The 23,518-nt window shown below is 61.7% G+C and carries 15 protein-coding genes, 1 tRNA gene and 1 pseudogene; 10 read left to right on the top strand and 7 right to left on the bottom strand.

Going from position 1 to position 23,518, the window contains the following annotated elements:
- Window positions 1-4 precede the first annotated feature (4 nt).
- From ACMHLQ_RS22145 to recA, 3 genes are all read right to left on the bottom strand, one after another.
- Entirely contained in the window at window positions 5-292 is a 288-nt protein-coding gene (locus tag ACMHLQ_RS22145) for a DUF1330 domain-containing protein (protein WP_415402829.1), read from the bottom strand.
- A 1-nt stretch (window position 293) separates the two neighbouring features.
- Window positions 294-2,945, bottom strand: coding sequence for an alanine--tRNA ligase (gene alaS, locus ACMHLQ_RS22140; protein ID WP_415402828.1), 2,652 nt, complete (start codon window positions 2,943-2,945; stop codon window positions 294-296).
- 163 nt (window positions 2,946-3,108) lie between these two features.
- Window positions 3,109-4,188: a recombinase RecA gene (recA, locus tag ACMHLQ_RS22135; RefSeq protein ID WP_415402827.1), complete on the bottom strand. Its 1,080-nt coding sequence runs from the start codon at window positions 4,186-4,188 to the stop codon at window positions 3,109-3,111.
- Between the two features lie 198 nt (window positions 4,189-4,386).
- Here recA and ACMHLQ_RS22130 point away from each other — a divergent pair, with 198 nt between their 5' ends.
- Entirely contained in the window at window positions 4,387-4,983 is a 597-nt protein-coding gene (locus ACMHLQ_RS22130; RefSeq protein ID WP_415402826.1) for a gamma-glutamyl kinase, read from the top strand.
- Between the two features lie 36 nt (window positions 4,984-5,019).
- On the opposite strand, the gene ACMHLQ_RS22125 is transcribed toward ACMHLQ_RS22130, so the two are convergent.
- From ACMHLQ_RS22125 to guaB, 3 genes and pseudogenes are all read right to left on the bottom strand, one after another.
- Window positions 5,020-7,221: an ATP-binding protein gene (locus tag ACMHLQ_RS22125; protein ID WP_415402825.1), complete on the bottom strand. Its 2,202-nt coding sequence runs from the start codon at window positions 7,219-7,221 to the stop codon at window positions 5,020-5,022.
- Window positions 7,222-7,453: 232 nt separating this feature from the next.
- Entirely contained in the window at window positions 7,454-8,623 is a 1,170-nt protein-coding gene (locus ACMHLQ_RS22120; protein WP_415402824.1) for an RsmB/NOP family class I SAM-dependent RNA methyltransferase, read from the bottom strand.
- A 44-nt stretch (window positions 8,624-8,667) separates the two neighbouring features.
- Window positions 8,668-10,117, bottom strand: a pseudogene (guaB, locus tag ACMHLQ_RS22115) (IMP dehydrogenase).
- Between the two features lie 118 nt (window positions 10,118-10,235).
- On the opposite strand from guaB, the gene speB reads away from it, so the two are divergent.
- The 9 genes from speB to ACMHLQ_RS22070 all read left to right on the top strand — a co-directional run bounded on the left by speB (window position 10,236) and on the right by ACMHLQ_RS22070 (window position 22,842).
- Entirely contained in the window at window positions 10,236-11,192 is a 957-nt protein-coding gene (speB, locus tag ACMHLQ_RS22110; RefSeq protein WP_415402822.1) for an agmatinase, read from the top strand.
- Between the two features lie 108 nt (window positions 11,193-11,300).
- Window positions 11,301-13,475, top strand: a complete 2,175-nt coding sequence (locus ACMHLQ_RS22105; protein WP_415402821.1) for a hypothetical protein — start codon at window positions 11,301-11,303, stop codon at window positions 13,473-13,475.
- A 134-nt stretch (window positions 13,476-13,609) separates the two neighbouring features.
- Entirely contained in the window at window positions 13,610-15,646 is a 2,037-nt protein-coding gene (locus tag ACMHLQ_RS22100; protein ID WP_415402820.1) for an ASKHA domain-containing protein, read from the top strand.
- Window positions 15,643-16,485: a class I SAM-dependent methyltransferase gene (locus ACMHLQ_RS22095; RefSeq protein WP_415402819.1), complete on the top strand. Its 843-nt coding sequence runs from the start codon at window positions 15,643-15,645 to the stop codon at window positions 16,483-16,485. Before ACMHLQ_RS22100 ends, ACMHLQ_RS22095 begins: the two co-directional genes overlap by 4 nt.
- A 37-nt stretch (window positions 16,486-16,522) precedes the next feature.
- Window positions 16,523-16,596, top strand: a tRNA-Gly gene (locus ACMHLQ_RS22090).
- Window positions 16,597-16,867: 271 nt separating this feature from the next.
- On the top strand, window positions 16,868-18,754 hold the full coding sequence (locus tag ACMHLQ_RS22085; protein ID WP_415402818.1) for a calcium-binding protein: 1,887 nt from the start codon (window positions 16,868-16,870) through the stop codon (window positions 18,752-18,754).
- 115 nt (window positions 18,755-18,869) lie between these two features.
- A complete protein-coding gene (nrtS, locus tag ACMHLQ_RS22080; protein WP_415402817.1) occupies window positions 18,870-19,124 on the top strand; it encodes a nitrate/nitrite transporter NrtS in 255 nt (84 codons plus the stop codon).
- A gap of 3 nt (window positions 19,125-19,127) precedes the next feature.
- Window positions 19,128-20,771, top strand: a complete 1,644-nt coding sequence (locus tag ACMHLQ_RS22075; RefSeq protein WP_415402816.1) for a sulfatase-like hydrolase/transferase — start codon at window positions 19,128-19,130, stop codon at window positions 20,769-20,771.
- 169 nt (window positions 20,772-20,940) lie between these two features.
- Window positions 20,941-22,842: a PhoX family protein gene (locus ACMHLQ_RS22070; RefSeq protein ID WP_415402815.1), complete on the top strand. Its 1,902-nt coding sequence runs from the start codon at window positions 20,941-20,943 to the stop codon at window positions 22,840-22,842.
- A 63-nt stretch (window positions 22,843-22,905) separates the two neighbouring features.
- Here ACMHLQ_RS22070 and ACMHLQ_RS22065 read toward each other — a convergent pair whose 3' ends face one another.
- On the bottom strand, window positions 22,906-23,502 hold the full coding sequence (locus ACMHLQ_RS22065) for a 2-hydroxychromene-2-carboxylate isomerase (RefSeq protein ID WP_415402814.1): 597 nt from the start codon (window positions 23,500-23,502) through the stop codon (window positions 22,906-22,908).
- Window positions 23,503-23,518: the final 16 nt, after the last annotated feature.

The raw sequence follows: 23,518 nt of genomic DNA, 5'->3' as shown, positions 1-23,518 counted from the left end.
CGGCCTATTCGGTTGTTTCGACGATCAGCAACTCGCGCTCGGACGCACAACGTGCGTGTTTTAGCGCTGCTTGATAAGCCGTTGAGTGGTAACACTTTTCAGCCGTTTCCACGTCCGGGAACTTCGCCACAACATTGCGCGGGCGGTCCCTGCCCTCAAGCTGGACGTATCGCCCGCCCCGCGCAATGAACGTGCCACCATGTTCGGCAATGGCGACTGTCGCACCGGCCGCATACTTCTTGTAGGCCTCTTCGTCCGTCACTGTCACATGCGCTATCCAGAGTGCTGGCATCTTACCCTCCCATAACCGCTTTGGCTGCCGCGATGGCGGCCTCCGCATTGCTTGCATCCTTGGCCCCGCCCTGGGCCATGTCAGGGCGACCACCGCCGCCCTTGCCGCCCAGTTCGACCACCGCCGCCTTGACCAGATCGACGGCGCTGACCGTGTCGGTCTTGTCCTGGGTCACACCCGCCGCCACGGCGACCTTGCCGTCCGCATCAGCGATCAGCAGTATGGCACCCGATCCAAGGCGTTGTTTATGCTCATCAATCAGCGCGGGCAGGTCCTTGCCCGTCACGCCATTCAGCACCTGGGCAAGGAAGGACGTTCCGTTCACTGCCTCAGCCTCCGGGTTGGCTTGCGCGCCCCCCGACATAGCGAGGTCACGGCGCAACTGCGCCACTTCGCCGACCAGAGCCTTGCGTTCATCCAGCAACGCCTTGACGCGGGCTGGCACGTCTTGCGCCTGTGCCTTCAACTCTGTTGCGGCCTGCACCAGCAGGTGATCCTGCGCGCGCAGGTAGTCCATCGCCGCCTGCCCGGTCAGCGCCTCGATCCGGCGCACACCCGCGCTCGATGCACTGTCACCCAGGGTCACAAACGCGCCGATATCGCCGGTTTGACGCACATGGGTGCCACCACACAGCTCGAGCGAATAGGTGTCGCCGCCCGTGCCCTTGCCCGACCCGTCCTGACGGCCCATCGAGACAACGCGCACCTCGTCACCATATTTCTCGCCAAACAGCGCCTGCGCCCCAAGGGCACGCGCATCATCCGGCGTCATGATCCGGGTTTCGACTGTGTCATTCTGCCGAATATACGTGTTCACCTCGGCCTCGACCTTTTCAAGCTCGGCAAGGGTCAGGGCCTTGCCATGACTGAAATCGAAACGCAGCCGATCCGGCGCGTTGAGCGATCCGCGTTGCGCCACATGATCACCCAAGGCACCGCGCAGCGCCTCGTGCAACAAATGCGTTGCCGAGTGGTTGGCACGGATCGTCGTCCGGCGTGCATGGTCGACTTCAAGAACAGCCGCTTGACCATTGGAAATGCTGCCTTTTACCACTTCTGCGATGTGGATGAACACGTCCGCCGTCTTGCGCGTGTCCGTCACGCGCGCCTCGCCGCTTTCGGTGCGAATGATGCCAGCGTCGCCCACCTGCCCGCCGCTTTCGGCATAAAACGGGGTCTGGTTCAGGGCGATATGCACGGGCCCACCAGACACCTCGTCCGACAGTTTCCCGTCAACGACGAGGCCCACGATCTGCCCTTCGGCTGTCTCTGTATCATAGCCAAGGAAATCTGTCGTGCCCCCGGTTTCGGCCACGTCGAACCAAACGGTCGCATCCGCCGCCTCACCCGAACCGGACCAGGCCGCACGCGCCTTGGCCTTTTGTTCGGCCATGGCGGCATCAAACCCGTCCGTATCAACGCCGCGCCCCTTCTCGCGCAGGGCATCCTGCGTCAGATCAAGGGGAAAACCATAAGTGTCATACAACTTGAACGCTGCGGCCCCGGGCAGGTCCGCACCCTCATCCAGCCCGCTCACCTCGTCATCCAGCAGCTTCAAACCGCGCTCAAGCGTCTGCTTGAACCGGGTTTCCTCGGCCTGCAACGTCTCGGTGATCAGCGATTGCGCCTGCCCCAATTCGGGATAGGCCGCCCCCATCTGGCGCACCAGCGTCGGCACCAGCTGGTACATCACCGGATCCTTGGCGCCCAGCAAATGTGCATGGCGCATCGCGCGGCGCATGATGCGGCGCAACACATAACCGCGGCCGTCATTGGAGGGCATCACGCCATCCGCAATCAGGAAAGAGGTCGAGCGCAGGTGATCCGCGATCACCCGGTGATGCACGTTCTGATCACCGTAAGGGTCAACACCCGTCGCATCCGAGGACGCCTCGATCAGGGACTTGAACAGATCGGTGTCATAGTTGTCGTGGCTGCCTTGCAGCAATGCGCCAATCCGCTCGAGCCCCATGCCCGTGTCGATCGACTGCATGTCCAGATCAATCATCGAGCCATCTTCGAACTGCTCATTCTGCATGAACACGATGTTCCAGATCTCGATAAACCGGTCGCCATCTTCCTCCGGACTGCCCGGAGGACCGCCCCAGATGTGATCACCATGATCATAGAAAATCTCGGTACAGGGGCCGCAAGGACCGGTCGGGCCCATCTGCCAGAAGTTGTCCGAGGTTGCGATGCGAATGATCCGGTCTTCGGGCACGCCGACCTTTTTCCAGATCTCGAACGCCTCGTCATCGGTGTGATAGACGGTGACATAAAGCCGATCCTTGGGGATGCCGAACTCACCCGTGATCAGGTTCCAGGCAAAGGGGATCGCCTCATGCTTGAAGTAGTCGCCAAAGCTGAAATTGCCCAGCATCTCAAAGAACGTGTGGTGACGCGCAGTATAGCCGACATTGTCGAGATCGTTGTGCTTACCCCCGGCGCGCACGCATTTCTGGGCCGATGTTGCGCGGGTGTACTCGCGTTTCTCAAGGCCCGTGAACAGGTTCTTGAACTGGACCATGCCTGAGTTCACAAACATCAGCGTCGGGTCGTTGCGCGGCACCAGCGGGCTGGATGGCACGACCGCATGCCCTTGTTTTTCAAAGTAATTCAAGAAGGTCGAGCGGATGTCGTTGAGCGATGGCATGGGTGCGGTTCCCGGCGTCTGAGTGATCGCCTTGACATAGCCCCGTGGCGCGGTGGTGTCCACAAACGAAACGGGGCGCTGCCGTCGCAACGCCCCGTCCGTGGTATTGTCCGCACCCCGTCAGGTGCACCGGGGATTTTCGGGCATCCCCTGACCCGACGGTTCACGCCTCGAGGATATCGTCATCCTCGGTCTTTTCGCTCTCTGGCATCTCGAAATCGAGGCCATGCGCGGCGCGGATCTTGTCTTCGATCGCAAGGGCGATGTGGCTGTTTTCCTTGAGGAAAGTCTTGGCGTTCTCGCGGCCCTGCCCGATACGCTCATCCCCGTAGCTGAACCACGAGCCCGACTTTTCGACCACGCCCGCCTTGACGCCAAGGTCCAGCAGTTCACCCATTTTCGAGATGCCTTCGCCATACATGATGTCGAATTCCACCTGCTTGAAGGGCGGTGCCACCTTGTTCTTGACGACTTTGACGCGGGTCGCATTGCCGACGACCTCGTCACGGTCCTTGAGCGCGCCGATGCGGCGGATATCGAGGCGGACGGAGGAGTAGAATTTCAGTGCGTTGCCGCCCGTCGTCGTTTCGGGCGAGCCGAACATGACGCCGATTTTCATCCGGATCTGGTTGATGAAGATGACCATGCAATTGCTGCGGCTGATCGAACCGGTCAGCTTGCGCATCGCCTGGCTCATCAGGCGGGCCTGCACGCCGACGCTGCTGTCGCCCATGTCGCCTTCCAGCTCAGATTTCGGCGTCAGGGCCGCAACCGAATCGACGATGACCATGTTCACGGCGCCGGACCGGACCAGCGTGTCCGTGATCTCGAGCGCCTGTTCGCCGGTGTCGGGCTGCGAAATCAGCAGCTCATCAATGTCGACACCCAGTTTGCGGGCGTATTGGGGGTCAAGAGCATGCTCGGCATCCACGAACGCACAGACACCGCCAGCCTTTTGCTGTTCGGCCACGCAATGCAGGGTCAGCGTGGTTTTACCCGAAGATTCAGGGCCATAGATCTCGACGATCCGCCCCATCGGCAAGCCGCCTATGCCAAGCGCGATGTCGAGGCCAAGCGAGCCGGTCGAACTGGCGACGATATCCTGCACCGCCCCTTCCGAGCCAAGCTTCATGATCGATCCCTTGCCGAACTGACGTTCGATCTGGGCCAGCGCGCTGTCGAGCGCCTTTTGTTTGTCTGCCGATTTCTTGTCTGTCATGGTCAAAAGGTCTGCCGTTGCCATTGATTTGGTCCTTTGTGTCATACCCGCTGGGGGGCGGCAATCACTGCCGCGTCTGCGTCGATGTTCCCCTTGCGTTCCTTATGAGATCAAATCGGGAACATTTCAATAAAATTCTCTGAACCCACCTTTTGCCGCGAGATGTTAAGGAGTAGTTTACGCCTCGCGGCATAACGTCAAAAAAACTATGGGGCGCAGCAGATGTTAGTGTTTTACAAGGCGAAATTGGCGTTTTTGTCCGTTCCGAAAACCGGGACGACGGCGTATGAGGCCGCATTGCGCCCGCATGCTGACCTCGTGATTTCTCAACCGCCGATGCTGAAACACGCCCCCGTCTATCGTTACAATCGCTTTGTGCGGCCGATGTTCCTCAAACTGTGCGATGTCGAACTGGAGGTGATGGCCGTGATGCGCGAGCCGATCAGCTGGTTGGGCAGTTGGTGGCGGTATCGCCAGCGCGACTTCATGAAGGGCAAGCCGAATGCCACACATGGCATCAGTTTTGACGAGTTCGTACTGGCCTATATGAAAGGTCAGAAACCCAGCTTTGCCGACGTGGGCAGCCAGTTCAAATTCCTGGAAACGCAGCCGAATGGCACTGGCGTCACGCACCTGTTCAAATACGAAGACCAGCCGCGCCTGCAAACCTTCCTGACCGAACGGCTGGGTGTGGAATTCGAGTTGGAGCAGGCCAACGTGTCACCCTCGGTCCCGCTGGAGTTATCCGAAGAGGTCGAAGCGCGGTTCCGGCGCAAGTTTGCAGAAGAATTCACGCTTTATGACAGTATCGCCGACTAGGGGCGGCTCTCAATCGCGCCCCGGCGCAGACCCCATTCAGTGCAATTGCTTGTGAACTGTCTCGGCAAGATCATTCAGTGAAAACGGCTTTGGCAAGAAAACCGAATTCGGAATGCTGTCCTGCTGGTTGTTCAGGCGATCCTCAGCATAGCCCGAGACAAAAACAACCCGCACTTCGGGCCGTTCCTTGAGCGCTTCGCGCACCCAGCTTGGCCCGTCCTTGCCCGGCATCACCACATCGGTCACGAACAGATCAACACTCAACGTCTCGTCCTCGAGCGTCTTCAACGCGGCTTCGGCAGAATCGGCTTCGAGCACGGTGTACCCTCGCAACCTCAAAGCGCGGCTCGCAAAGGCGCGCACGGGCGCTTCGTCTTCGACCAGCAGTATGACGCCATCGCCGTGCTTGGGTTCGGATGCCTGCACCGGCTTGGGCGCAGGTGCTGGCCGAGGCGCGACGTTTTCAATGACCGGGAACATGATGGAAAAGCAGGTTCCACGACCCAGCGTGCTGTCGACAAAAATGAACCCACCTGTCTGTTTCACAATACCGTAAGCTGTGGACAGACCCAGCCCAGTCCCCTCGCCCGTCTTCTTGGTGGTGTAAAACGGCTCGAACACTTTTTGCAGCTTGTCCGCCGGAATGCCGACGCCGGCATCGATCACGCGCAGGCATACATATTCCCCGACAGGCACGGTGACACGGTCACGTTCCAGTGGTTCTTCCAGGGTGACGCACTCGGTTTCGATTTCGATTTCACCGCCTTCCGGCATGGCATCACGCGCATTCACGACCAGGTTCATCAGAACCTGTTCCAGCTGGCGCTTGTCAGCGCGGATCGGTTTCAACACTGGATCATGTGTCAGGCTCAATCGCACTTTTTCACCGACCAGACGGTTCAGCAAATGGGTCAGATCCGCCATCGTGTCGCGCAAATCCAACTCTTCTGGGCGCAATGTCTGTTTGCGCGAAAAGGCCAGCAGCTGACCCACAAGGGCGGCAGCGCGGTTGGCGTTCTGGTTGATCTGCACCAAGTCGCTATAGTCGGAATCGCCTTGATCGTGGCGCAACAACAAGAGGTCGCAATGCCCTGAGATGGCCGTCAGCAGGTTGTTGAAGTCATGGGCAACGCCACCCGCCAGCTGCCCGATGGCCTGCATCTTCTGGCTTTGCACAAATTGCGCCTCAAGCGTCTTGAGTTCCGTCGCATCCGCCAGCACGGCAACGATGGAGGTTTCGCCCTGATCGCTCATCCGGTTCAGCGCAACCTGCACGAACATTTCCTTGTCAGCGCGCTTCAGGCGCAGAAACTCGGATTGCTGAACGGCGCGCCCTGATACCGTTTCTTCCAGCCAATCGGCGATCGGGCGCCCCAACCCCTCCATCAGCTCCGAGATATGGATATCTTCGCCAAGGCCCGGGCCGATCAAATCCGCGCCCTTGCGGTTGAAACTGCGCACTTTGCCCTCGGGCGAAAAGCGCACAAGCGGAACCGGCAAATCCTCGAACGAGGACCATGTGCCCGTGTTCTGCACATCGACCGGGGGTGGCAGCAGATAAATCGCATTGCGCCCGGCACCTGCATCCACTTGCGTGGCCAAGACATCCACCGGGCCTTCTGCGGTCGCGATCTGATTGACCTGCCCATATCGCACCGGCAACGCGTCAAATACCGCGTCGAGCCCCTTGACCCGGCCCCCCAAAAGGGTGCGCGCGGCCTCGTTCATGTACAGAACCGCGCCGGTCCGCCCAACCATGATCATGGGCAGGCCCGGCCCGTCCGTTCCGCGCCCCTGCCCTGTGTCCGGCACAGCCTCCAGCCGCCACAACAGGTGGTCTGCATCCATTTCATGCACGGCAAGGCGCATGTGGCCGCGACGGGTCACGATGTCTTCGCGGGCCGCACCTTCGACCTCTGCCGACGCCTTGAGGCGGAACAGGATGCCGCCGGGATTGGCGAACGTATTGCGCAACGTGCCTGCCAGGGTCTCGCCCCGTCGCGTCGCGTAGGTCGAGCGTGCGGCCGCATTGGCGCGCAGCACTTCACCATCCGGAGTGCAGACGAAACTGGGCGAAGCATCCTTTTCGATAAAGTCGCCGATGGCCGTCATCGTCGAGGCCTGTTTATTGCGCATCTGCCGCGTCGACAGCGTGACGGCAAAGCCAAGGCCCATGAGCACGGTTGCACCAACCGCGAGCCCCAGTTGGATCAGCGGCTCGGGCGCAAGCGCTGCCATGACGCCCAACAAGACAGACGCCCCCAAAAGGCTGGATGCGCGCCGCGCGCCACCTGCGGAAAATCGGGATAGCCTGCTGGGGGAAAGCGCGCTGTCGGTCACCCGTCACCTCGTCCTAGTCGATTCGTTGGCACCGTTTTGCGCTGAAAACGGTTAATTGGCCCTTAATCCATGCCGCACGACATCGAAGGCTCACCCTCTGTAGCACAACTTTGACGAAAGTGGATATACTTTAGGTTGTGCTGCGCGACCGCGACAAATGGGCGATGTAAAACCCGTCGCCCCATTCATCGACGCCCCAGTGCTGTGACGCAGCCAGTTGCCAGTCATCGTGACGCGCCAGGAATGCATCAATCTGCGCCTGATTTTCAGCGCGCAGGACAGAGCAGGTGGCATAGACCAACCGCCCATCCGGGGCCACATGGCACAGCGCAGCCTCGAGCACATCCACCTGCATTTCCTGCAATGTTGTTAGGCGCGCTGGCGTCAGGGCCCATTTGGCCTCGGGCGTTCGCCGCCAGGTACCCGACCCGGAACAGGGCGCATCACATAGCACCAGATCAAACTGGCCTGCCTCGGCAATGTCATCCGGCGCACATAGCGTGATCTGGTGCCCCCCACGGGCGGCACGGGCCGGCAAATCACGCATCCGCTTTGCATCAATGTCGTGGGCCGTCACGCGCCACCCCAGCGCGGCAAGGGCCAGCGCCTTGCCACCGCCGCCCGCGCAGAAATCAAGCGCTGTGCCCTGCCCTGATATCGTGAGCATGGCGGCCTGGCTTGCCGCGTCCTGGATTTCGACCAGACCCTCAAGATAACAGGCAGAGTTGCGCAGCCGCCGCGCACCTTCGGTGATGGTCAGCGCGGTGCTGGCCCGCGGGTTTGGGGTCGCCGCGATCCCCGCCTCGGACAGCTGTGTTCGGGCCGTTTCAACATCGGTGCGCGCCGTATTGACGCGAACCGTCACGGGCGCGCGATGGGTGAGTGCCCGCGCGGTATCGGCCGCCTTGTCCCCCAAACTGTCCCTGAATACGGGCACCAGCCAATCGGGCAGATCCCACAGAACTCCATCGCCAACCGGATCACCGCCAGCCGCGTGTTCGCCATCCTCCAACGGCGCAGGGGCATGCCCAACGCCGTCAAAAAGCGTTGCCGGGTCCACGCCCTGCCCGCGCAAACGGCCGATCATGCGGGCGCGCCCTGTGTCTCCGCCACCGCGCGCGGCATCGCTGCGCCAGTGACGCAGCACGTCAAACACGTGATCGCGCACGGCAGCGCGGTCCTTGGAGCCCGCATAACGGCTGGCGCGCGCCCAGCGGGACAGCGCCACCTCGGCAGGTTTACCAGCGGCGATCCCATCCAGAATTTCAATGGCCGCCGCCACGCGCGCGCCGGGTGTCATGGCCTGGGATTCACATCAAGTATGACTGACAACGCCATGTTATATCACATAATTCGATAGTTAGGAGACTCACGCGTGATCTGTACGTCATGCACATGACTTTCCTTGAGGCCCGCGCCGGTGATTTTGACGAACTGACAGTTCTGGCGCATCTCGTCCACGGTCGCGCAGCCGGTATAGCCCATGGCCGCGCGCAAACCGCCGACCAATTGGTGCACGACGGCCCCGGCAGAGCCTTTGTAGGGCACCTGCCCCTCGATACCTTCGGGCACCAGCTTGTCACTGGCGGCGTCCTTCTGGAAATAGCGATCTGCCGACCCGCGCGCCATCGCGCCAAGCGAGCCCATGCCGCGATAGGATTTAAAGCTGCGGCCCTGGTACAGGATCACCTCGCCCGGGGATCTCGTCGGTGCCCGCGATCATGCTGCCGACCATGGCGCAGGATGCGCCCGCCGCGATCGCCTTGGCAAAATCGCCCGAAAACTTGATGCCGCCATCCGCGATCACCGGCACGTCGCCCGCCGCCGATGCGCAATCCATGATGGCCGTAAGCTGCGGCACACCCACACCCGCGACCATGCGCGTGGTGCAGATGGACCCGGGGCCGATGCCGACCTTGATCGCGTCAGCGCCTGCATCAATCAGCGCGCGGGTGGCGGCACCGGTCGCTACGTTGCCGGCCACGATCTGAACCTCGTTCGACAGGCTCTTGGCCCGGCGCACCGCCTCGGCCACACCCTCGGAATGCCCGTGGGCGGTGTCGATCACGATCATGTCGACGCCTGCATCCACCAGCGCCTCGGCCCGCTCGAACCCCGCATCGCCGACGGTCGAGGCGGCGGCCACACGCAGACGGCCCAGATCGTCCTTGCAGGCGGTTGGGTTCAGCACGGCCTGTTCGGTGTCTTTCAACGTCAACAGCCCCGTCAGCTTGCCCGCCTGATCCGTGACCAGCAGCTTTTCAATGCGACGCGCCTTCATCAGGCTGATCGCCTCGTCGCGGTCGGCCGGTTCGGTCAGGATGGCAAGGTTGTCCGAGGACATCATCACCGACACGGGCGTCGCATCATCGCTGGCAAAGCGCATGTCGCGGTTGGTCACGATGCCCACGACGCGGCCCGCATCGTCCACCACCGGAAAGCCGGTGACGCGGTAACGATCTTGCAGCGCCTTGGCATCGGCCAGGGTCTGGTCGGCGCGCAATGTGATGGGGTTGTAGACGATACCGCTTTCGAACCGTTTGACGCGGCGGATTTCGCGGGCCTGCGCCTCGATATCGAGGTTGCGGTGCACAACCCCCATGCCCCCTGCCTGTGCCATGGCGATGGCCATGCGCGCTTCGGTCACCGTGTCCATGGCAGAGCTGAGAAGCGGTATGTTCAGATCAATGCGCTGGGTGACCCGCGTGCGGGTGTCCGCGGTGCTGGGCAACACGTTCGATGCGGCCGGAACCAGCAGTACATCATCAAAGGTAAGGGCCTCACGAATCTCCATCACACACCTCAAGCCAGGGAGTTTCAGTTGGCACGTCCCTATTTCACGCAACCGCCAAAATGGAAAGGGCCAAATGCGTCCCTTGCACCACCGCGCAGTGCGCCCCAAGGTGGCGCGCATGACACATGGATACGAGAGCGGTCGGCTGAACCTGCCCTTTGTGGGCATCGCGACCTTTGGCAAACGCGCTTACGTCGAGGATTGGACGGCGTTGGAGGCGGATGTCGCCATCCTCGGCGCGCCCTTCGATGCAGGCACGCAATGGCGGTCGGGTGCGCGGTTCGGGCCGCGCGCGGTGCGCGAGGCGTCCACCCTGTTCAGCTTTGGCCATGCGGGCGCATATGATCACGAAGACGATGCAACCTACCTGCCGGAGACAGTGCGGATCGTGGATATGGGCGACGCCGATATCATCCACACCGATACCGAAGGGTCACACCGCAACATCGAGGCGGGCGTACGCGCAGCCCTCGCGGCAGGCGCGCTGCCCGTGACCATTGGCGGCGATCATTCGGTCAACATCCCCTGCATCCGCGCCTTTGAGGATCAGGGCGACATCCACATCCTGCAGATCGACGCCCATCTCGACTTTGTCGATGAACGCCACGGGGTGCGGCACGGGCACGGCAACCCGATGCGCCGCGCGGCTGAGCAGGCTTACGTCACCGGGCTGACGCAGGTCGGCATCCGCAATGTCAGTTCGACCGCAAAGGAGGGGTACGAGGACGCCCGCGCCATGGGGTCTGATATCCTGTCCGTCCGTCAGGCCCGCACGCTTGGGCCGCAGGGCGTGATTGAGCGCATCCCGGCTGGTGCGCGCCTTTACATCACCATCGACATCGACGCGTTCTGCCCCTCTATCGCGGCAGGCACGGGCACGCCCAGCCATGGCGGCTTTCTCTATTACGACGTGCTCGAGATGTTGCAGGCAGCCGCCAAACGGCACGAGATCGTGGGCATTGATCTGGTCGAAGTGGCCCCGGATTACGACCCGTCGGGCAGCACCGCGATCCTGGCCGCGCAAGTGCTTATGAACCTACTGGGCTTCATTTTTTTCGCGCGTAACGTGTCATAAGACTTGGAACGTGACAACTTGTGGCGTCTAGTGGTGTGCAATGGTTCGTATCCACCTGTTATTTCCGGCGTGTAACGCGATCCAGGTATTTGAAAGAAGGTAATTTCCATGGCGCGCCGTCCAACCCGCACAACAACCAAACCCAAAACGACCTCCACCGCGACAGATAAACCCGAGGTGGAAACCGAGGTCGATACGCTCAGCCACTACGAGGACACCTGGGACATAGATGCGGTGCGTGATGAGACACCCGAGTATCTGGTGCCCAAGATGGACCATGATGCCGTGTCCACGCCAATGTTCTTCAATCAGCTTGTCATGCGCGACCCCGACGCAGCCAAGATTGCCAAGAACGAGGTAAAGCAAGCGCTGGACCCGTTTGCCGAATTGCCAGCCAAAACCCAGCCGAACACGCCGGTCGAGGGTGCGCTGCTGACATATGAACAGGGATGGTTCGAAAAAGGGCTCGCACTGGGGCGGCTCTTGCACTCCACCTGCCTTGCACCGGGCGAAGTGACCAAGATCGCGATCACATCCTTCCATCGCGCCTCTCGGGCGCAGTCGCAAGAGGCGGCGACGCAAAGCGACAGCGTGGATGCAAGCAACGATCAGACATCGGCCGTGCACGAAACCCAGACAGCCGTCAGCCATGACACCCAGTCCGGACAATCGATGCAATTCGGCGCGGCCTCGCAATCGCAGGCCTCGGTGTCAGGTGGCGGACTGTTCGTCAGCGGCTCCGGCTCCACCGCGCTCAGCACCAGCATGGGGGTGGGCATGTCGTCTTCGGCCGCTGCGTCCGACATCGCCGCACAAGGGTCCAAGAACCTCAGCCAACGCACCGTGGCCGCCAGCCACGCCGTTCGCGGGCGCAGGGCCGCGCAGGTCCGCGAGGCGTCCGAGAATGAGGCGCAGTCAGCCGCAACGCGTGTCATTGCCAACTACAACCACATGCACGCGCTGACGATGATGTTCTTTGAAGTGCTGCAAGTCTATCAGTTGAAAACCCGCGTCGTTCATGCCGAACGGGTCGTGTTTCTGCCGATGGTGCCGTTGGACTTTTCCCAAGACCTCGTGCGCAAGTACGAGGGCGTCCTGACGCCCGTTCTGCAAAATGCGGGCGTGACCGACGCGCGCGACATGATGAACGATTTTCTTGGCGCCAACCTGCAACTGCTCGACGAAAAAGAGCAGACCCAAAAAGCAATCCTCGAAAACGCGATCAAAGGCAAAGGATACCCAATTCCGGATGGCGACAGGTTTGTTTATCCGGAATATGCGGGCTTGCCGTGGATCCTGTGGCGGTACGAAGAAACACTCGCCAACTACCAAGCCAAATTGGCCGCAGGGGACAACAGCAACGAAGTCACATACAATATCAAGACATGCGAGGAATTCCTGAAGGATGTCGGCGGTGCCTTTTCCGAGTTCAAGGAATTCCGCATGCGCCGCCAGCGCATGACCCGCGTGGTTGACCGATTGGAAGGTTTGCGCAGCCAGGCGAGCGCTGCGATCTATGCCCAGCTTGACGCCTCGCTGATTCAACGGCTGGTCAAGGACAAGACCTTCAAGGGCGAAGGTCTCGAACAGTTGATGGACCCGCGGCCGCTGGGCGTGCACGGCAATTACGTCGCCTTCCGCCTGCCCCATGCCGATCCCAAGGGCGATACGGCCTATGCCAAATCCTACGAGATGGATGGCGACGGCGCCCCGACGGCCCAGGTCGTGCTGCCCTCGGGTGGCGTGTTTGGCGAGGCCGTGTTGGGTCAGGCCGTGTCGGCAGAGAAGATCGACCTCACCCGCTTCTGGAACTGGAAGGACTCGCCGATCCCGATCCTGCCGCCCGACATGGACCCGGTCAGCCTGGCGACCCGCGCGCGCGGCGCCAGCTTCGACCGTGTCGAGATGGAAAAGACGATCACCGAACTGCTGAAACCTGCGCTGGCCGAAGGGGCGGACCTGTCCGGCATCGTATCCAAGATCACCGAGAATGTGCGCGATATGTCGGGCCAGGCAGGGCTCAGCGCGCAGACCGTGGCGCAGATCACCGCCGCCAAGGAAGGCGCGGCCAAGGCAGGCGATCTGTCCGTCGAAACGCTCAAGGCAAATCAGGCCTTTGGCAAGGCCCTGCTGGACAGCGACATCGTCAAGGCCGGCTTTGCCGCAATGATGCCCGAGGGCGAAGCCGCCACAGTGCTCGGGGGGTTGATCGGGGCGACCAAGGGGGGCGACGCGAAAAAACCCGCCGCCAAAGCTGCCACCAAGCCAAAAACCAAGCCATAGGGCCCCTGCCCCGGCGATTGACCGCCACCAACGCCGCCGATTTTGACGCGGCGGCGTTGGATTTTGCCGCTCTTTGCCTTTCCCTTGGCTGCAATTTCCATATGGTCGCGTGAAACTGTAGCCAGGGCACATTCATGAGCACCGAACCTCTTGTTGTTTTCACCCCCTCCGGCAAGCGCGGCCATTTTGCCGTCGGCACCCCCATCCTGACGGCGGCGCGGCAGCTTGGGGTCGACCTCGATTCCGTCTGCGGCGGGCGCGGCATCTGCTCCAAATGCCAGATCACGCCCAGCTACGGTGAATTCCCCAAGCACGGGGTGACGGTGGCGCAGGATGCGCTGTCGGAATGGAACAAGGTCGAGGAACGCTACAAATCCAAGCGCGGGCTCATCGACGGCCGCCGCCTTGGCTGCCAGGCCACCGTGCAGGGCGACATCGTGATCGACGTGCCCCCCGAAAGCCAGGTGCACAAACAGGTCGTGCGCAAACGGGCCGAGGCGCGCGATATCGTCATGAACCCCTCGACCAAGCTCTATTATGTCGAGGTAGAAGAACCCGACATGCACGAACCCTCCGGCGATCTGGAACGGCTGGTGCGCGCGATCGAGCGCGATTGGGGCATCACGAATATCCACGCCGATCTGCATATCCTGCAAACCCTGCAACCGGTGCTGCGCAAAGGCAGCTGGAAGGTCACCGCAGCCATCCACCTCGGCGACAACGAAAACGCACCGCGCATCATGCACATCTGGCCCGGCTACTACGACGGCACGGTGTACGGGCTGGCGGTCGATCTCGGCTCCACCACCATTGCGGCCCACCTGTGCGATCTGATCTCGGGCGAGGTCGTGGCATCCTCGGGCATCATGAACCCCCAGATCCGCTTTGGCGAAGACCTGATGAGCCGCGTGAGCTACGGCATGATGAACACCGGCGGCGCAGGCGAAATGACCTTGGCCGTGCGCGAAGGGATGAACGCCCTGTTCACCCAAATCGCAACCGAGGCCGCCATCGACAAGGGGCTGATCGTGGACGCGGTCTTTGTCTGCAACCCGGTCATGCATCACCTGTTCCTCGGCATTGATCCGTTCGAGCTGGGACAGGCGCCATTCGCGCTGGCCACCTCGGATTCCATGCGGCTGCGAGCCGATGATCTCGACCTCAATATCCACCCGTCCGCGCGCGTCTACCTGCTGCCCTGTATCGCGGGCCATGTGGGGGCAGATGCCGCCGCCGTGGCCCTGAGCGAAGCGCCCGACAAATCCGACGACCTGGTGCTGGTGGTCGATGTGGGCACGAATGCGGAAATCCTGCTGGGCAACAAGACCAAGGTGCTGGCCTGTTCCTCCCCCACCGGCCCCGCCTTCGAGGGGGCACAGATCACCTCCGGCCAGCGCGCTGCACCCGGGGCCATTGAACGGGTCGAAATTGACCCCGCGACCAAGGAACCGAGGTTCCGCATCATCGGCGTCGATCTGTGGTCGGACGAGGACGGGTTCGCCGAGGCTGCGGCGGGCAGCGGCATCACCGGGATCTGCGGCTCCGGCATTATCGAGGCGATTGCAGAAATGCGCCTCGCCGGGCTGCTCGACCCCTCCGGTCTGATCGGCAGCGCGGACCAGACGGGTTCGACCCGTTGCATCGCGGATGGGCGCACGCACTCCTATGTGCTGCATGACGGCAGCGCCACAGGTGGGCCGCTGATCACGGTCACCAACCCTGACATCCGCGCCATTCAAATGGCCAAGGCCGCCCTGTATTCAGGCGCGCGGCTGTTGATGGACAAGTTCGACGTCGATCAGGTGGACCGCGTGGTGCTGGCGGGGGCGTTTGGCGCTCACATCTCGCCCAAACATGCTATGGTGCTTGGCATGATCCCGGACGCCCCCCTCGACAAGGTCACCTCCGCCGGCAACGCAGCGGGCACGGGCGCGCGCATCGCGCTGCTGAACCGCGACGCGCGCGGAGAGATCGAAGACACCGTGCGCCGCATCCACAAGGTCGAAACCGCGATCGAGCCGCGCTTTCAGGAGCATTTCGTCAATGCCTCGGCCATCCCGAATTCGGTCGACCCGTTTCCCATACTGAACAGTGTGGTGGACCTGCCCGCTGTCAGTTTCAACACGAACGGCGACACGGAAGGCGGGCGGCGCAGACGCAGGCGCGCATGACCAACGCGGATCAGGAAGAGTTCTGGAACGGTTCCGCAGGCCCGGCCTGGGTGTATCTGCAGGCGCAGATGGACGCGCTGATGCAGCCGGTGCTCGATCTGCTGCTGGACACGGCCGCCTTGCGGCCCGGCGACCGGGTGCTGGACATAGGGTGCGGCACGGGCGCCAGCGTTCTGGCCGCCGCTGCGCGTGTGGGCGATGCGGGGCACGTGACCGGCCTCGATATCGCCGACATCATGCTGACCCTTGCCCGGACGCGGGTGCAGGCGCTGCCCAACACCGCGCTGCTCAAAGCCGATGCGCAGACACATCCGTTCGAACCCGACAGTTTTGACAGTGTCATCTCGCGCTTTGGCGTGATGTTTTTCGAGGACAGCGTCGCGGCCTTCGCCAACATGGCCCGCGCGGTGACACCGGGGGGCACGATGACCTTTGCGGCGTGGGGCCCGGCCCCGGACAATCCGTGGTTCATGGCGCCTGCCGCCGCAGCTGCCGACGTGTTGGGCCCGATGCCCAAGGTGGATCGCACGCAGCCCGGGCCATTTGCCTTTGAACAGATCCCGCGCGTCACCGCCATGATGGAGGCCGCACGCCTGAGCGATATCAGGGCACGCAATATCGATATGTCACTGACGCCCGCGGGCACCCTGCGCAACGCGGCGGATCTGTGTTGCCGGATCGGGCCCGCCGACCGCGCGCTGCAATTCTTTGATGCGGACGACCGGCAGCGCCGCGCCCTCGCGGATGCGATTGCACAGCGTTTTGCGGTCTATGACGGGGCGCAGGGCCTGCGCATCCCGGCCAGCATCAATGTGTACGAGGCCCGCAAATCCGCTTGACCCTGTTGGCGGGCTTGCCTATCTCAAGGGTCCAGCGGCGGGTATGGTGAAAAGGTATCACGGCAGCTTCCCAAGCTTTAGTTACGAGTTCGATTCTCGTTACCCGCTCCATTCTTCATCTCATTTCGGACGACACAGCCGGGCAACGGCGCTGCGGTGCGCATGCCAAACCATGGTAAAACGCACGCACGCGTAGTATGATGAGCCAAGGCCTGTCATTGAACGCCTGTATTCGTAAAAGTCGTGCCCCATTTCCCCAGACCTAAGCGTCCGGGTCGTCAATGACATGAGAACGACGCAACGCGCCCGTAAGATGGGCAAAAATCAATAGGTTTGATCAACTGGGCAGAATTCGGCCCGCACGCGCAAATGGAATTGAGAAATGGCTGTATTGAGAGGCACGAACTACATTGAGGAGTTCATCACCTATTTCGAAGACACAGGTGGATCCTCGGCACACACACAAGGTTGGGATGGCGACACCTACTTTTTTCAGGAAACATTTATCTCAGGCGGGCAGGTTCGTGTCTCGGGCCGCATGGAGATCGAAGGCCAATCGCTTCAATTCGTAGATGGCGTGCTGACCGGAACAGTCGAGACGATACGCCTCTACGGAACGATTGACAGGTTCTATTCCGAGATCACCGGGCTCAACATGTCGGCCGAGACGCTCCTCGATACGATGAACTTGATAATACTTGGCGATGAAACCGCCCAGACCCAGCTGCAAGAGTCGCTGGAAACCATTATAGACACACACTATTTCTACGAACCCCGATGGTGGTATTGGACCGATAACGTCGAGCTGAAAGGCAACTACAGACCAGATACGATCTATCTTTCACACAGGACAGACGCCGAGGTCTTTGACGATGGCTGGACGGGCACGGTCAACATCTTCGGAGACGGCAGATACGAAGATGTCATCTTCCGCGATTACGCACCGGGAACGGTTTTCTACGCTCAGGACTATGGGCTGTCGGTCAATGGTCAGATCTTCAACCTCACGGATGTTGCAACCATTGTTGTAAATGGCGACGATATGACATTTATCGGCCATGACACAAACGCGGACTCTTACCGCACATGGAGTTCCAGCAGTTCAGCGATCAATCGCGCCGAAGGACGCGGTGGAAACGACAGCCTGACTGGCGGGCATGGGGCTGATTTTCTGGATGGCGGCAGCGACGATGATGTCTTGCGGGGCGGCGACGGCGACGACACGATCTTTGCAGGGAGTGGCGATGATTATGTGGAAGGGGGCCGCGGAGCGGATATGCTTGTCGGCGGGGAAGGCAACGATACAATCGCCTTCACCACCTATTCAAATCTGAACATTGACTTGCGCACAAGCCTCGCGACGGGTGGTCCTGCGGTCGACGACACGTTTTCATCTTTTGAAAATGTCGTCGCCGGATGGGGCGATGATACTGTTTCCGGCGACTACAAGGACAACAAGCTTGAGGGCGATAGTGGGAACGACCGCTTGTTGGGCGGAGGTGGCAATGACACCCTGCTCGGCGAAGTGGGTTCGGATGTGCTGCGCGGCGATGCCGGAAACGATTTGATCGACGGCGGCAAAGGTTACGACACGGTCATCTACACAGCCCAGACCGGGCGCGTGTACCTCAACCTCGAAAACGAACTGGCCCGGGCCTTTTCAGGCAATGACATTATTCTCAACGTCGAACACGGGGTCGGGTCGGCGCAGAACGACATGATCTACGGCACGCACGGGCATGGCAACATTCTGCAAGGGTCGACAGGGAACGACCGCATCTTTGGACTGCAGGGCAATGACACGCTCATGGGCGGGGCAGACAACGATACCCTTTACGGCGGAACGGGCAACGACAGCCTGTTCGGGGACGCAGGCGACGACATGCTGATTGGCGGCATGGGCACCGACTTCCTGACAGGCGGCGCCGGGGCCGATACGTTCGTCTTTGCACGGGCCGCACATACGGGTGTCGGCAGGTTCAACCGCGACGAAGTCCACGATTTCAACACGGTGGATGGTGACAAGATCGATGTGTCCGGGATCGACGCCAACACGGGCCTGGCGGGCGATCAAGCCTTCGTGCACGTGAGCGACTTTACAGGCACTGCTGGGGAAATGACGATCAAGTATGTCGTGAATGCAAACAATGACTCCGTTGCCATCGCGTCGATGGACATCGATGGGGACGGACGGGCTGACAGCCAGATCTACATCGTGGATCCGATCGGCAACGGCGCGGTCGACACAAACGTCGATTTCATCCTCTAGATCGCAAAGACATGCTGGCGCGGGGCGCGGTATCTATGCACGCCGCGTCACAGCTGCGTGCACACGGATCAACGCCCTTGCACAGATTGCGATCACCGGTCACACCCGAACCACCATGCGCACACCGGCTCCTCCCACCCCCTGGCAGATCGCCACGGACCGCAGCGTCGTTCTGCGCGCCGCCAAGATCGCGCTGATCGTCGGCGTGGTCATCGCGCTGATCAACCACGGGGATCGCATGGTAACCGGGCAGATGGACGCCACCGCCTGGCTCAAGTGCGTGCTCACCTTCCTTGTGCCCTATGCGGTCTCAACGTATTCCTCGGTCATGGCAGTCCGCGACAGGCTGCAGAAGCTTGGGGACGACTAAGACGTGAACATCCTGTTCGTGATGTATGACCAGTTGCGGTTCGACTACCTCAGCTGCGCAGGTCACCCGCATCTGCACACACCCAACTTTGATCGCGTGGCGGCCATGGGCGTGCGGTTTTCCAACGCCTATGTGCAATCCCCGATCTGCGGCGGGTCGCGCATGTGCTACTACACCGGGCGCTATGCGGCCAGCCACGGGGCGCACTGGAACGGGTTTCCGCTGCGCGTGGGCGAGATGACACTGGGCGATCATCTGCGCAAGATCGGCATGTCCTGCCACCTGATCGGCAAAACGCATATGACCGTCGATGCCGAAGGGATGGAACGGCTGGGGCTCGATCCCGACAGCGTCATCGGCGTGCGCACATCGGAATGCGGGTTCGATCCCTGGGTGCGCGACGATGGGCTGTGGGCCGAAGGGCCAGACGGGTTTTATGACGAAAGAAGAAGCCCTTACAACGAATACCTCAAGTCGCAAGGCTATGACGGCACCAACCCATGGGCCGACTACGCCAATGCGGGCGTCAAGGACGGGCAGATCGCATCGGGCTGGTTCTTTGACAACACCGACCTGCCCGCCAACATCCGCGAAGAAGACAGCGAAACACCCTGGCTGACATCCGAGGCGATCCGCTTTCTCGATCAGGCCGAAGGGCCTTGGTGCGCGCATCTCAGCTATATCAAGCCGCACTGGCCCTATATCGTGCCCGCCCCCTACAACGACATGTACGGGCCCAACCACGTGCCCGCCGCCAACCGGGCCGAGGGCGAGCGCGCGGATGCGCACCCTGTCTTTGCCACCTTCATGAACGGCCCCGTCGGCAAATCCTTTCAGGATGAAGAGGTCCGCGCCAAGGTGATCCCGGCCTATATGGGCCTGATCAAGCAATGCGACGACCAGTTGGGCCGCCTGCTCGACCACCTCGAGGCCACGGGCCAGATGGGCAGCACGATGATCGTGCTGACCTCGGACCATGGCGATTATCTGGGCGATCACTGGCTGGGCGAAAAGAACCTGTTTCACGACCCCTCCGTCAAGGTGCCGATGATCCTCTACGATCCGCGCCCATCTGCCGACGCGACTCGCGGCACGGTATGTGACGCGCTGGTGGAATCGATCGATCTGGCAGCCACGTTCATCGAGGCGGCAGGTGGGACAGTGCCCGATCACGTGATCGAGGGGCGCAGCCTCTTGCCGTGGCTGCGTGGCGAGACACCGGATTGGCGCGACTACGTGATCTCGGAATACGACTTTTCGGCGCAGCCCGTGGGCGAAAAGCTGGGGCTGGACCCGCGCGACTGCCGCCTTTTCATGGTGTTTGACGGGCGTTACAAGCTGATGCACTGCGCCGCCCCGTCCTTGCGCAACATGCTGTTCGACCTGGACACCGATCCCGACGAATTGGTCGATCTGGCCAAGACGGATGCGTACCGCGACATTGAAGCCAGGCTGCTCGATCACCTGCACCAATGGGGCTTGCGCATGTCGCAGCGCACCACCCGGTCCGAGGATCAGATCAGGGACATGCGGGGCGCCTCGACCGGCAAGGGCGTGCTGATCTACCTCAAGGACGGAACCGAGGTCGACGCCCGCCTGACGGAAAAGTACCGCGGACCGGCCCGCCAGAACCACCTCAAGACCTGAGCGCGTCCCCCCTGTCGGCCAAGCGGCAAAAACCCGCCGGAACTTCCCGCTTAACAGGAATAATTTCGGTCAACACGCCTGCGCATGTCACAAATGTTTTGCGATGGGACATTACCCCGTATCGCGACGCATCTGCTGCGTGAAAAATCCAAAAAATTGGGAGCAAGGAATGAAAGATATCGACCAAGCTGCAATGTCCCCGGACGATTGGGACGAAATGAATTTTCCCCGCCCGGATGTGCAGGGTTTTGACCACGTGGTCGAGGCCGCAATCTCGCGCCGCGGGTTCATGAGCGGCGTTGTCGCCTTTGGATCCGGTGCCGCCGTGATGGGCACGTCCATGCTCAAGGGAACGACGGCCATGGCCAGCCAATCCGACCGCTTTGCCTTTGAACAACTGCCGATCCAGACAGACGGCACCGTTCACGTGCCAGAAGGCTACGAATGGAAAGTACTGGTGCGTTGGGGCGATCCGCTGTTTTCGGACGCGCCCGCCTTTGATCCCGCCACAGGCATCCCCACCGAAGGGTCTGACCGCGTGTTCGGCGAAAACACCGACGGGATGGAATTGTTCAACGTCGGCGGCACAGAGTTGCTGGTGGTAAACAGCGAATATGTGAACACGAAAACCAACCTGCCCGAGAACGATGGGGGCAAGCCTGCCTCGGCAGGCGATGTGCTGCGCCTTCAGAACTTCCAGGGCGTGTCGGTCATGGAAATCACCGAAGGTGACAACGGCTGGGAGGTCGTCGTCGACAGCCCCTACAACCGCCGCATTCACCACAACACAGCGATGACAATCGACGGCCCCGCCGCCGGTCACGACCTGCTGAAAACCGAGGCCGATCCAACCGGCACCGCGTCGCTGGGCACGTTCAACAACTGTGGATCGGGCCGCACGCCCTGGGGCACCTATCTGACCTGCGAGGAAAACTTCAACGGCTATTTCGGCGCAACCGAAGAGGCCACGCTGGACGAGGCCACCGCCGCCGGTTTCCAGCGCTATGGCGTGTCGACCGAGGTTGATCCGGGCCGCTACAACTACCACGGCTTTGATGCACGGTTCGACATCTCGAAAAACCCGAACGAACCGCACCGCGCTGGCTACATCGTGGAAATCGACCCCGCGAACCCCGACAGCACCCCGGTCAAGCACACGGCCCTTGGCCGCTTCAAACATGAAAACGCTGCCTATGCGCTCGCCCCCGATGGGCGCGTTATCGTCTATATGGGCGATGATGAGCGTGGCGAATTCATGTACAAGTGGCTGTCCAACGATGTCTACGTGCCGGGCGGCGACACCTCGACCCTGCTCAGCGAGGGCCAGTTGTTCGTGGCCAAGTTCAACGACGACATGTCGGGCGAATGGATGGCCCTGACGCCTGCGGCCACGGGCATGTCCGAGGCCGAAATCGCCATCTTCAGCCGCATGGCCGCCTCAAAAGTCGGGGCCACCACCATGGACCGCCCCGAGTGGATCGCGGTCAACCCCACGGCGGTCGAAGGCTATTGCTGCCTGACCAACAACAAGAACCGGGGCGTGAAACCGAACGCCGGTGGCGACGACACCTCTCCCAACGGCCCCAATCCGCGTGCCGCCAACAACTTTGGCCAGATCGTGCGCTGGCGCCCCTCGGGTGACAACCACGCCTCCAACACGTTCGAGTGGGACCTCTACGTCATGGCGGGCAACCCCAAGACCGAAACCGGCCCTTATGCCGGGTCGTCCAACATCAACGAGGGCAACATGTTCAACTCGCCCGACGGGATGATGTTTGACACGACCGGCATCATGTGGATCCAGACGGACGGCAATGACGACAATGAGGGCGAATTCGAAGGCATGGGCAACAACCAGATGCTGGCAGGCGACCCCGTGACCGGTGAAATCCGCCGCTTCCTTACGGGGCCCAACGGGTCCGAGGTGACGGGCCTGACCTGGTCCAGCGACAAACGCACCATGTTCGTCGGCATCCAGCACCCCAGCGCCCCGTTCCCGGATGGCGAAGGCGCCCTGCCCCGCTCGTCCATCGTGGCGGTCAAACGCACGGACAACGCCAAGGTCGGCTAGACCGGAACGCAAACACGCGGGCGCGGGGTTTCCTCGCGCCCGTTCCTTGTCGCAGTGCGCGCGCTACCTGTCAGCAGCGACAGCCCACTCGATCGCATCTTCCAGGCGATCATCCCCCCAGAACATCTCCTGCCCGACCACGAAACTCGGCGCGCCAAAGATGCCAAGGCTGCGCGCCTGCTCGGTCAAGGCGCGCAACGCGGCCTTTGTGTCGTCGTCTTGCGCGCGGCGCAGCCAGTGGTCGGGGTCGAGGCCACACTCGGTCAGAACCGCCTTCAGCACCTCGGGATCGGAAATGTCAGCACCACGCCCGAACTGCGCCGCAAAGACGGACCTCGCAAAAGCGCCGCACCACCCCTCGCCCAAACCCGCCGTCATGATCCGCGCCGCGTGCAGACCGTTCATCGGAAAGATGTCCGGGCGCGTGAACGGCAGATCCAATCGCGCCGCCCGCCGCTCCATGTCGCGCCACATGTACTGGCCCCTGAGCGGGTCGAGCACAAAGGGCGAGGTGTCCATGCCCCTGTCGCGGAAAATCGGGCCAAGCAGAAAGGGGCGCCACACAACCTCAACCCCCGCAGCCTGCGCAAGAGGCTCCACACGTGCCACCGTGAGGTAGGAATAGCTGCTGGCAAACTCGAACCAGACGTCCAGCTTCATGGAACAGGATCCTTTC

The sequence above is a fragment of the Tateyamaria algicola genome (assembly GCF_047715485.1).
In the GTDB taxonomy this organism is placed as follows: Bacteria; Pseudomonadota; Alphaproteobacteria; order Rhodobacterales; family Rhodobacteraceae; genus Tateyamaria.
Note: the sequence above shows the minus strand (reverse complement) of the source record. Positions and strands in the feature narration are given on the sequence as shown.